Raw genomic sequence first — 12,401 nt, 5'->3', positions numbered from 1 at the left:
ATGTTACAACTAGAAACCTTCAACATATATATTCTCCTATGTGTAATCGCTCCAATTATTGGAGCTTTTCTGCTTACTTTTATATTTATTTTCGAAAAACAAATTGATAGCCTAGAGGAAGATAAAAGAAATTTAGAGCTGAAGCAAGATTTACAAAGAGCCAATATTCTTCAGCTAAATCAGCAAATACAGCCCCATTTCTTTTTTAACGCATTAAATTCATTACTGAGTCTAGCCCGCATCAATCGAAAGGAAGATTTGGTAGCGGGGATTGAGGCCTTAGCAATGTTTTTTAAATTTAAATATAATAATCATGAGGTGTTAATTGCTTTAAAAAACGAGGTGCTATTTGTCGATAGCTATTTAAATATTCAACAGCTACGCTTTGGACATCGTTTGACGGTCCATAAGTATGTTGATGATGCAGCATTATCTGTTCAAATACCACCATTTATTCTCCAGACCATTATTGAAAATGCATATAAACATGGCTTTGAAAAGCATATAGGACCTGCTGAACTTTTCATTTATATAAAGAAAATGGACAAGTTTTTATTAATAGAAATAAAAAATACACAACCATCAGAAAAGATAGAATCGGCTATTGAGCAAGTAGAAGATGAATTGCAGCAAGGTTATGGTCTTGAAAATATTAAAAAACGTCTTGAGCTTATTTATGGACTCGAAAGTATTTTATTTTCAATTCAAAACGATCAACATTTTTACACTGTAACGATCCATGTTCCCGCTTAGGCTTTCTACTAATTTGAATATAAAAGGAGAACCTCAACATGAATATATTAATCGCAGATGATGAGCCTTTAGAGCTTGAGCAAATGATTTATTTATTAAAGCCACATTTCCCTAATTGGACATTCCATACTGCTCAGGACGCTTCACAAGCTCTGCAATTAGCTAAAAAGCACCGTATGACTATCGCCTTTTTGGATATTCAAATGCCTGGGAAAGATGGAATCACTTTAAGTAAAGAATTAAAAGAACTTTATGATGTAGACATTATAATGGTAACAGCTTATCAAACCTTTGAATATGCGCAGCAAGCGTTACGTATTGGAGTAAAGGACTATCTAACCAAGCCTGTTATTGCTAGTGAGTTAAATGCTATTGTGGAGAAATATAAAGTATGGAGCTCTAACCATGATGCGATCCAAAGCGCCCTTTCCTATATTCATGAAAACTATCATGAAAAACTGAGTTTAAATATCATTGCTGAAAAAATCCATTTGAACCCTAGTTATTTAAGTCGTAAGTTTTTGGAGGAGCAATCCATCGGCATTAATGAATATATTAATAATTATCGCCTAGAGATGGCCGTGAAGAAAATAAGTGAAAATCTGGATGCTAGCATGTCAGCAATTGCGGAGAGCTGTGGTTTTAATAGCCAACACTATTTTAGTGTAGCTTTTAAGAAAAAATATAATCAATCACCTCGTCAATACAAATCGTCTAAAACGAGTAAAGGTAATTGAAGATATGCTAAAGAAATTTTCATTGCTCGTACCATTTGCAAGTTTAAGCACAGCAGCAGGTGTCATCATACTTTTAGCGAGATGGATTAATGGTAATTTACTATTGTCCTCTCCTTCTGCCCTTATTTCGTATGGCTTTATGGCGGGCATTTGTTATACATTAGCGACAGCTATTTCTTTTGTCATACTGGGCTCATTATTAAAAAAGAGTGATTACACACAAAACCAGCATACACAAAGCTTTTTACTCTTTACGATACAAAAAAAATTGAGTGGTATGAATTTAAAAGTCATACGATTTTTTTACCTTTTGACAGGCATTGAACTTTGGTTAATACAATTAATAAGCATTAGTGTGTTATCTGAAATTATGTTAACCATACCAGTCCCCATCACAATTTTTTTATTTTTGGTGGGAATGTTACTTCTGGATCGCATTATGTCTGTGAAAAGTATATTGTGGCTAGAAATATTATTTATCATCGCTTTATTTTCTTTACTTATTTTTATCCCTATTTATTATTTTGTACAAAATGGTGCTAGCACCGTTTATGAAGGCATTCGCTTGTATCACCCTTATTTATTTTATTTTAAAAATAGCGAAATCCTGCTGTTCTATCTCATTATTCAACTAGCCGTTTTAGGACAAGTTCTCTTTGATAAATCAACATGGTATTTAATCGCATTTATCAAGCCCAAAAAAGTACGTCGCAGCCTGTTTTCATCAGGTGTGATTTTAGCTTTATTAACGCTATCCTTTACAGCAATTTTAATGATTGCTTTATACAGTGGCTCATTTGGTCAGTTTCAAATTTTAATTTTTACGTTTTTATATGAAGTACAGCCTGGGTTTCTGACATTTGCTTTCCTTGTTATTGTACTGTTGGCCATTGTCACAACCTTACTTGTGGATTTGCGGGCAACCAAACGATTTTTTGTGAAGAAAAGACCCTATTATTTTTATTTAATCGGTCTACTCATCCTTCTATTTACCTTCTTCTTATCTATAGATTTAACGATTTTAGGAGTTATTTATTCATTCGCATTTCTTCATATTACCATGCTACCGTTTATGTTTATTCTTTTATTTACGAATCGTCATATTCATAAACATAACTGGCTTGTCATACTGTTTTCCATCCTCATAGGGATCGGTGTTGGTTTAAGCTTCAATGCCCTTTATGGATTAGCAGCTAGCTTTATAATTTCGAGTATTTATCAATTAATGCTACAGACTGAAACGGAAGATAAAAACGCCTGAACTCGCAAAATAGCGGGTTCAGGCGTTGTCTTCTTTTAACTGATATAAATAATGAATATGCCAAATAATAGTAGACCAACAATGGCTGAACTAATGGAAAGATAATGTCTTTTTTCTTCTCTACCATAGTAATAGTCAATGAAAATAGAACTGACAACTATAACAGTTAGGTAACCTATTATTACGACGGTAAATAAGATCAACCCTTTCAGTATGAAAAAACAGACCAAAACAATATTTACAATTTTAATGATCCAACTGACTCGCCGATGACCTTTATTAACATACCCTTTTGGAATGTTGAACTTTTTTCTCATTAATTTTTCGATAAAAAAATGACTAACGAATAAGACTACTAGAAATATAGATAAGCCCTTCATTCCAAAAGCTATATCATCTTCTTTTAGGGCAAGGTCTAAATAAGCCTTTGCCAAATCTTCATTATTTACTTGATAAAAGGATTTATTGTGATAATCCTCTATAACGATATACTCCTCGTTTAAAAATATTTTCATTCTAACTACTTGGCCATTTTCAAACTCTGCCCATACATCACGCATGGCTTGAAATCTAAATGGATTATCCCCATTTATTTGTGTCACAGTTGCCTGCTGTAATAAATGTTGTAATAAATCCTTGTCATTCCTCAGCTCAAATATTTTTTGGCCAATCGTCCATCCAGGTCTCCCTGCCATAAATGTCTCCATATCCGCGTTGTAAATCATTGTATACCTTTTTATTGTTTCTTGCTGTGCTAACTCTACAAATGAAGCATTTTTAGCTTGATCGCTCCTTCCTAGTGGACCGAGTTCTATGATAAACAAAAGCATGACAATCGTACCTAAAATAATCAACGGATATTGCCAGCGTCTTGTTGTAGGATTTGCTTGGTGTACCTGTTGTGAAATATTCTTCTGTAAAGCCTGTGTAAATCGTGGCGTTGTGCCAAGCTCTTTATCCAACTTCTCCTTAAAAGCTGTCATCCATTAACACCTCCCAATCACTAGGGTTTAATTTAGACTGCAACGTTTTCCTTGCTCGATGGAGCCTAGTTTTAACTGTATTTTCTGCACATAAAAGTATATCTGCTATCTCTCGAACCTTTAATTCTTGATAATAATAAAGAATAATGACTTCTCTATAAGTAATAGGTAATGCAAATAATGCTATCGTTAATGTATTTTGCTCATCCTTCGCTAATAATGTCATTTCTGGTGTACGTTTATTTGCCCCTATATGTATTTTTTCAAATAATTCATGTCGCTTATTTTTCCAACTTCTTAAATAGTCATGACTTTTATGTACAGTGATTTTTACTAAATACGTCTTTAGAGAAGATCTTTGTTCGAAGCGATCCCGTTGACGATAATAGGCAAAAAATACATCTTGAACAATTTCCTCAGCTATCGTCCAGTCCTTTACATATAAATAAGCCACTCGTAAACAATATTCTCCATGCTCCTCCATGACCGCCTCTAAATGCTTACTCAACGTAACATCTCCATAGTCGTAGTAATGGAGCATTTAGTTTCCTAAAAAGAAATAACTTTTCAATATATATGTTTAATTTAAACGATGGACATAATATTTTAAAAACATCACACAATAAAATGTGTTTCAACTTTTGTACGTGATGACATTTTGAATGTAAGTGAACAACTTTGTGCAAGAAGTAGTTTTGAGTTCATCCATTCAGGGAAATCACCCTGTAAGTAAGTCTTATAAAGAAATGATTTAGTTGTTTTGATACTGGATTTGTCCTTTTCGTATGCCAAGTCGCATACTTTTTTTCTTTTAACTCTTGAATAGCTAGTTAAAAAACTGTTATAGTGAGATTGTTTGTCTGACGTCTGACAAATTAAGTTCTTTGGTTGTTCTGCAAATTTTTAGATGGAACATAATGTTTAAGAGAATATTTGTTGTCTTGAATTCAAACGCCCTAAATTATACTTATGGAGGAATTTATGAAATACTTAATATCCCTTTGTGGATTGCTACTTGTTTTTGGTTTAGCTCTGTTAATGAGTAAAAACAAAAAAGAAATAAAATATAAATATATATTGATTATGTTAATCATTCAATTTATATTAGCGGCTTTACTTCTAAATACAACGATTGGTTATGTTCTAATCAAAGGAATAACAAATGTATTTGATCATTTATTATCCTACGCAAATACAGGTATATCATTTGTTTTTGGTGGTTTAGCGAATGAAGGAGAATCCCCATTTTTCTTAGGTGTTTTATTACCAATTGTCTTTATATCTGTGCTAATTGGGATTTTACAGCATTTAAAAATCCTTCCTTTCCTCATGAGATGGATCGGTTATTTTTTAAGTAAAGTAAGTGGCATGGGAAAATTGGAGTCCTATAATGCTGTTGCTTCTGCAATGGTAGGTCAATCTGAGGTATTCATTACAGTCAAAAAACAACTAGACAAGGTCACTCCTCAGCGTATGTATACATTATGTGCATCCGCGATGTCGACCGTCTCGATGTCAGTTGTTGGCGCGTACATGACGATGATTGAACCAAAGTATGTCGTAACGGCGATTGTTTTAAACTTATTTGGTGGTTTTATAATTGTTTCCATCATTAATCCGTATACGGTAAAAGAAGAGGAAGATATCTTAACCATTGAAGATGAACAGAAACAAGCTTTCTTCCAAATGCTTGGTGAATATATTATGGATGGCTTTAAGGTAGCCATCATTGTTGGAGCAATGCTAATTGGTTTCGTAGCATTAATGGATTTAATCAATTCATTGTTTGATATGATTATCGGTGTTTCTTTCCAAGAAATATTAGGCTATATTTTTGCACCAATAGCTTTCTTAATGGGTATCCCATGGGCAGACGCTGTTTCAGCTGGTGGAATAATGGCCACTAAATTAGTAACGAATGAATTTGTTGCTATGATCAACCTTGGAGAAATTGAGAACACAATGGGTGAACGTACGCTAGGTATTATTTCTGTATTCCTAGTATCCTTTGCTAACTTTTCATCCATTGGTATTATTTCTGGGGCAGTCAAAGGGTTAAATGAAAGACAAGGAAACGTTGTTGCACGTTTCGGCTTAAAGTTGCTTTATGGAGCGACACTGGTAAGTATTTTAACAGCAATAATTGTTGGCTTAATTATTTAAATGGATAGTCATTTTTTTGCTTACACTGCACCTATCTTGTAGGTGCAGTTTTTTTATTGCCTTATGATTTTCTCCAACATAAAAAAATGTACATCACTAAAATTTAATTTAGTCATGTACATTTTTATCATTTATATCTCTTTATTTAACGACAATATTTACAAGTTTGCCTGGAATAACTATAACTTTTACTAAGTTCTTTCCAGCCATATATTCTTGTACTTTTTCATCTGCAAGCGCTATTTTTTCAATATCTTCTTTTGAAGCATCTTTAGTTACGACGATTTTTGCACGAACTTTACCAGCAACTTGCACCGCTACTTCCACTTCATCATCTACAAGTTTTGACTCATCGTATGTTGGCCATTGCTCATACGAAAGTGTTCCTTCATGACCTAATAGCTTCCAAAGCTCTTCTGCGATATGAGGAGCCATTGGTGCCAACATTTTAACAAAGCCTTCCGCATAAGCTGTTGGGATTACTTCAGCTTTATAGCAATCGTTGATAAATACCATCATTTGTGAAATAGCCGTATTAAAGCGGATGCCTTCATAATCCTCTGTCACTTTTTTAACTGTTTGGTGGTATGATTTTTGTAATGTTTCATCATTAGACACTTGAATTTTCTCCGAAATAGTTCCATCCTCTTCATTGACAAGTAGACGCCAAATACGGTCTAAGAAGCGACGTGCCCCATCTAAACCATTTGTAGACCAAGCTACAGAAGCTTCAAGTGGCCCCATGAACATTTCATATAGACGTAAAGTATCTGCACCATGTGACTCAATGATTTCGTCTGGGTTAACAACATTGCCCTTAGATTTAGACATTTTTTCATTACCTTCACCAAGAATCATACCTTGGTTAAATAATTTCTGGAATGGCTCTTTCGTATGAACAACGCCTAAATCATATAACACTTTATGCCAGAAACGTGCGTATAGTAAATGCAATACAGCATGCTCCGCTCCGCCAATATAAATATCAACTGGTAACCAGCGTTTTAGTAATTCTGGGTCTGCAATTGCTTCTGTATTGGTAGGATCGATATAGCGTAAGAAGTACCAGCTAGATCCTGCCCATTGTGGCATTGTATTTGTTTCACGGCGTCCTTTTTTACCTGTCTCTGGATCGACAACATTCACCCATTCTGCAATGTTAGCTAATGGTGATTCACCAGTGCCTGAAGGACGGATATTATCTGTTTTCGGTAGCATTAACGGTAATTCCGATTCTGGTACTGCTGTTATCGTACCATCTTCCCAATGGATCATTGGAATAGGTTCTCCCCAGTAACGCTGACGAGAGAATAACCAGTCGCGCAGACGATAAGATATCTTCTTCTCTCCAACGCCTTTTTGCTCTAACCATTCAATAGCTTTAGCAATACCATCTACTTTATTTAAGCCATTTAGGAAATCAGAGTTAATATGTTGCCCATCACCTGTAAACGCTTCTTTACTAATGTCCCCACCTTCAAGTACAGGAACAATGTCTAAGTTGAATGCTGAAGCAAATTCATAGTCACGTTCATCATGGGCAGGAACCGCCATAATAGCACCTGTTCCATAAGACACTAATACATAGTCTGCAATCCAAATTGGAACTTTTTTACCGTTAATCGGATTTACTGCATAGGCACCTGTAAATACGCCTGTTTTTTCTTTTGCTAAATCTGTACGCTCCAAATCAGACTTCATTTTAACTTTTTCTAAATAAGTTTCTACCACTTGACGCTGGTCAGCTGTCGTTATTTGTTCCACTAATTTATGCTCAGGTGCAAGCACACAATATGTAGCGCCAAATAATGTATCAGGGCGAGTTGTGAACACGGTAAAGTTCTGATCAGTCCCATCAATACCAAATGTTACTTCTGCACCTTCTGAACGTCCAATCCAGTTGCGTTGCATATCTTTAATAGACTCTGGCCAATCAACTTCCTCTAAGTCGTCAATTAAACGATCTGCATATGCAGTAATTTTAAGCATCCATTGCTTCATTGGCCGACGTTCTACTGGGTGCCCACCACGCTCTGATTTGCCATCAATTACTTCTTCATTCGCCAATACCGTACCAAGCGCTGGACACCAGTTAACAGCTACTTCATCCACATAAGCTAAACCTTTGTTATAAAGCTGGATAAAAATCCATTGTGTCCATTTATAATACTCTGGATCAGTCGTGTTAATTTCACGATCCCAATCATAGCTGAAACCTAGCTCTTGAATTTGACGTTTAAATGTCGCAATATTTTTTGCTGTAAATTCTGCCGGATCATTCCCCGTATCAAGTGCATATTGCTCCGCTGGTAAACCAAACGCATCCCAGCCCATTGGATGTAATACATTATAGCCTTGCATACGTTTAAAGCGTGATAGAATATCTGTCGCCGTATATCCTTCTGGATGTCCTACGTGCAGTCCAGCGCCAGATGGATATGGGAACATATCTAATGCAAAGAATTTAGGCTTTTCTGTTTCATTTTCAGTTTTGAATGTTTTGTTATCAGCCCAATATTGCTGCCACTTTTTTTCAATTTGTTGATGATTAAAACTCATTTTTTTTCCTCCTTCAATGATTCTTGCTGCTCTTCATTAGAATTGACAAAATATTTAAAAAATAAAAAAACTCGCCCCTTCCTTATAGAAGGGACGAGAGAATTTGCACTCCCGCGGTACCACCCAAATTAGTGATTACACTCGGCTCAAGCTTCCTTAACGCGGAAGAAACGACACGCGCTATTTTACGCGAATAGACTCAGTAGGCGAGTTCGATTTGCTTTCCTACTAGCTCTCACCAGCCGCTAGCTCTCTAAAAAGAACCACAAATCTACTATTCCTCATCACAGTCTTTACATGATATTGCATTTATTCTAATGGAAAGTATTGAAAAGCACAAGCCTTTGTTTACAGGTTACCCATTACTGAACAATTAATTCCTCTTTTTCCTCAGATTTAGAGAATTCTTTGCATTCATGAAAAGCAAAATGCTGACATCCGATACATCTATTTCTGTCCAAATAGTTGAAGGCTCTTGTAATCGCTTCTCCTGTATGCTGATAAAAATGATGGGCTCCTATTTTATCGAAAAGGCCATTTTGTTGGAGGGCTATCTTTAAGTCATCCTGCACCCCTGTTACCAAAATGTTACCACCCTGTGCTGTAAAATTGTCAATGATATTGCTAAAATATGCTTCACCCGTAGAGTCCATAAAGGGCACTTTCCCCATACGTAATATCAAAACTTTAGATTGCTGTTGTAAAGTGATTGCTATCGTTTGTTCAAATCTTTGTGCTGCACCAAAGAACAGTGGACCTTCGATGGTGTACATGCTTATTTGTGGACAATCATGCTGTTGGTGAACGACATGAGGCTGTACCTTCTCGCTTTTATTCGAATGGTCTGGTAGTACCTTTGTCACAACAAGCTTTTCACTCATTCGTTTGGCAAACAATAGCACGGCTAACACAAGCCCTACTTCTACAGCTAATGTAAGGCTAGTAAATACGGTTAATAAAAAGGTAATTAATAAAACGAGCGAATCACCAGATTTCAATTTTAAAATATGAGCAAAATGCTTACGTTCACTCATATTCCAGGCAACAACCATTAATACGGGTGCCATACTTGCTAAAGGTATATGGGAAGCATATGGTGCTAATAACAATAATGTGATTAACACAAACACACCATGGATGATACCTGACATTGGGGATACTGCCCCTGTTTTAATATTAGTTGCTGTACGAGCAATCGCTCCTGTCGCAGGTATTCCTCCAAACATCGGCGTTACGATATTGGCAATCCCTTGACCGATTAGCTCTCGATTACTATTATGCTTGCTATTCGTCATCCCGTCTGCCACGACTGCAGATAACAACGACTCGATACCTCCAAGCATCGCGATGACAAATGCAGGTCCAATAAGCTGTTGTAGACGCTCGATTGTAATAGTAGGTATTGCGAAATTGGGTAATGTATTAGGTATTTGACCATAGGCTGTGGCAATTGTAGCCACTTGTCCTGAAAAAAAGAAAGTCGCCACAAGAGTGGAGACTATAATCCCCACTAATGCCCCGGGAACCTTTGGAAAAAATTTAGGTGTCATCATTATTGTTATGAAACAAATGACTGCCGTTAAAATACTGAAAATATTAGTAGTATCAATTTGCTTTCCTATCTCTTGAATATTCGCTATAAAATACTCATGTCTTGTCATATTGGTTAGACCTAAAAAATTGGCAATTTGACCTGTAAAAATAATTACTGCTATACCTGCTGTAAAACCGATTGTTACAGGACGGGGAATAAATTTTATTAAAGTCCCCAGCTTAAAAATGCCCATTAAGCAAAGCAATACCCCAGCCATTAAACCTGCCAGTAATAAATCCTCATAGCCATACGTTAGGACAATTCCTAAAAGAATCGGCACAAAAGCCCCAGTAGGTCCTCCAATTTGATATTTTGATCCACCAAAAATGGAAATCAAAACACCTGCAACACAAGCCGTATAAATACCATATTCAGGCTTTACACCTGATGCAATAGCAAAGGACATAGCAAGTGGAATAGCAACGATTCCAACAATGATTCCGGACAATAAATCCTTTTTAGCATGATGGACTGAATACCCTTCAAAACGTCCTGTAAACAGTGACTTCATAGATAAATCTTCCCTTCCCAATAATAAGCAAAGCATAACTTTTCCACATTATGGAGGTTACTTATTTTCTTCGTCACTATCATTACTTGTCATTTCCTCTAATCTTGAAATGGTATGAACTAAATGGTTATTAAAAATATCCTTGGCCACGCCAAGTAATTCACCAATCATTGGATCGCTTAAAGAATAGTAAACTTTCTTGCCTTCTTTCACTCCATAAACGATATTTTTAGCGCGTAATACACTTAGCTGCTGAGAAACAGCAGAGCCCTCTTTCTCTAAGCAATCTTGAATCTCATTGACACTCTTCTGACCTTCTACAAGAAGTTCCAGTATTCTTATACGTAATGGATGTGCTAACGCTTTAAAAAAATCAGCCTTAAACTGCTGTAATCCTTCTTCCATAAAATAAATCCCTCCATACAACTACATATTCAAATATTTGAATATGTATGATTGTAAGCCTATATCGTTAACTTTTCAATATCCACTATGAAAAAAAGAGCAAACCAAGTGTGTAACACTCGTTTTGCTCTTTGCATTTATTCACTATTAATCTACTACTATGTTGTTCTTCTTTAGAGGATAATCATAAATAAGACATGGTATAATCGCGAACAGCACAATTACTACTAAAGTTAAAACGAGAGGAATCATGCCAAATTGATCCACCATAATACCGCCAAATAAAGGACCGATCATACGTCCACCAGTCGCAGCACTGTTAATAATACCCTGATAGAAGCCTTGTCGACCTTTTGGCGCAAGTTGATTTGCAATAGTTGGTAATGCTGGTGTATAAAACATTTCTCCGAAAGTTAAGACAAGCATGGCTACACCAAACATTTTAAAATCACTCGCAAACGCGATAATACCAAAGGATATAGCGATTAAGATGACACCAAAAACTAATTGACGTTTTAACTGATGCTCCCAACGTTTGATAAGTGGTGCAATGAGCGGCTGCCCTATCACAATTAGCAGACCATTAATCGTCCATAGCAAACTATACTGCTTTAATCCTAAACCTAAATCTTGCGTATAAGATGAAATCGTTGCACTCCATTGCGAATATGCTAACCAACATAAAACGGAGGATGAACTAATAATTAATAAGGCATAGAATGGTGCCTTGTTAATGATTCGCTTACTTTCACCAACCACATTCTTCGGTGCAATACTCCCTACCTCTAAACGTTTAAATGTCAGCAAAGCAATGATAAAGAATAAAATATACATCCCTAAATTGACCTTAAACACATAGTCAAATTGATAATCGGCCACCACACCTGCGAGTGCAGGACCCACAGCTACGCCGACATTTTGAGCCAAATAGATGGCATTAAAGGCCTTTCGTCCACCCTCTGGCCAGGCTGCACCAGCCAATGCGAACATACTAGGAAAAACAATACCCCCACTAAAGCCTAATATCGTTAAAAACCATACATAATGTGGCCAACCGTGCCAAAGCGTTAAACCTATTAATGATGCAATTGTTAAAAGGATTCCAAGCATGATGGCTTTATAACCACCTATTCTATCAAATAGGTAGCCACCTAATAGATTGCCTAAAACACCTGCAGCAGAATTTAACATCAGCACAAAGCCAGCCATCGCCAGCGTTTTCCCTAAATAATCATGCATATATATGGCATTTAAAGGCCATAAAAATGAGTTACCTGTTGTGTTCACAAGCATTCCGATAATTAAAAACCAAACACGTTTTGGCATTTGATGTCCTCCATTATTTCGCGTCTCTAAATAGCTAGTTTATGCTGAAATACTTAAAAGTACAAGGAAAATAATTTTACCCTTTTTACAATTTATTAAATGCTATAAA

10 protein-coding genes and 1 other annotated feature are annotated in these 12,401 nt (G+C 36.0%); of the genes, 4 read left to right on the top strand and 6 right to left on the bottom strand.

What is annotated here, in order from left to right:
* From B3D94_RS07780 to B3D94_RS07770, 3 genes are read left to right on the top strand one after another with little or no spacing between them, the layout of a single operon-like run.
* Positions 1–753 carry a sensor histidine kinase gene (locus B3D94_RS07780; protein ID WP_291756300.1) on the top strand — a complete coding sequence of 251 codons (753 nt, stop codon included), beginning with the start codon at positions 1–3 and terminating at the stop codon, positions 751–753.
* 38 nt (positions 754–791) lie between these two features.
* The gene (locus tag B3D94_RS07775; protein ID WP_008176665.1) at positions 792–1,490 is read left to right on the top strand and encodes a response regulator transcription factor; all 699 of its coding nucleotides are present in this window, start codon (positions 792–794) and stop codon (positions 1,488–1,490) included.
* A gap of 4 nt (positions 1,491–1,494) precedes the next feature.
* Complete coding sequence (locus B3D94_RS07770; RefSeq protein WP_291756295.1) at positions 1,495–2,751, top strand: permease; 1,257 nt, start codon at positions 1,495–1,497, stop codon at positions 2,749–2,751.
* A 35-nt stretch (positions 2,752–2,786) separates the two neighbouring features.
* Here B3D94_RS07770 and B3D94_RS07765 read toward each other — a convergent pair whose 3' ends face one another.
* Positions 2,787–3,734: a DUF4181 domain-containing protein gene (locus B3D94_RS07765; RefSeq protein ID WP_291756293.1), complete on the bottom strand. Its 948-nt coding sequence runs from the start codon at positions 3,732–3,734 to the stop codon at positions 2,787–2,789.
* Positions 3,721–4,242: a sigma-70 family RNA polymerase sigma factor gene (locus B3D94_RS07760; RefSeq protein WP_291756291.1), complete on the bottom strand. Its 522-nt coding sequence runs from the start codon at positions 4,240–4,242 to the stop codon at positions 3,721–3,723. Before B3D94_RS07760 ends, B3D94_RS07765 begins: the two co-directional genes overlap by 14 nt.
* Positions 4,243–4,715: 473 nt before the next feature.
* Here B3D94_RS07760 and B3D94_RS07755 point away from each other — a divergent pair, with 473 nt between their 5' ends.
* Positions 4,716–5,897 carry a NupC/NupG family nucleoside CNT transporter gene (locus B3D94_RS07755; protein ID WP_291756288.1) on the top strand — a complete coding sequence of 394 codons (1,182 nt, stop codon included), beginning with the start codon at positions 4,716–4,718 and terminating at the stop codon, positions 5,895–5,897.
* A 141-nt stretch (positions 5,898–6,038) separates the two neighbouring features.
* On the opposite strand, the gene leuS is transcribed toward B3D94_RS07755, so the two are convergent.
* The 4 genes from leuS to B3D94_RS07735 all read right to left on the bottom strand — a co-directional run bounded on the left by leuS (position 6,039) and on the right by B3D94_RS07735 (position 12,292).
* Positions 6,039–8,456 carry a leucine--tRNA ligase gene (gene leuS / locus B3D94_RS07750; protein WP_291756285.1) on the bottom strand — a complete coding sequence of 806 codons (2,418 nt, stop codon included), beginning with the start codon at positions 8,454–8,456 and terminating at the stop codon, positions 6,039–6,041.
* A gap of 86 nt (positions 8,457–8,542) precedes the next feature.
* Positions 8,543–8,753: a binding site (T-box leader), on the bottom strand.
* Positions 8,754–8,818: 65 nt separating this feature from the next.
* Positions 8,819–10,561, bottom strand: coding sequence for a SulP family inorganic anion transporter (locus tag B3D94_RS07745; protein WP_291756283.1), 1,743 nt, complete (start codon positions 10,559–10,561; stop codon positions 8,819–8,821).
* Between the two features lie 57 nt (positions 10,562–10,618).
* The gene (locus B3D94_RS07740; RefSeq protein ID WP_008176651.1) at positions 10,619–10,966 is read right to left on the bottom strand and encodes an ArsR/SmtB family transcription factor; all 348 of its coding nucleotides are present in this window, start codon (positions 10,964–10,966) and stop codon (positions 10,619–10,621) included.
* Positions 10,967–11,113: 147 nt separating this feature from the next.
* Entirely contained in the window at positions 11,114–12,292 is a 1,179-nt protein-coding gene (locus B3D94_RS07735) for an MDR family MFS transporter (protein WP_069482393.1), read from the bottom strand.
* Positions 12,293–12,401 lie beyond the last annotated feature (109 nt).

Origin of the sequence: Lysinibacillus sp. UBA5990 (genome assembly GCF_002429815.1) — a bacterium.
Taxonomy (GTDB): domain Bacteria; phylum Bacillota; class Bacilli; order Bacillales_A; family Planococcaceae; genus Lysinibacillus; species Lysinibacillus fusiformis.
Note: the sequence above shows the minus strand (reverse complement) of the source record. Positions and strands in the feature narration are given on the sequence as shown.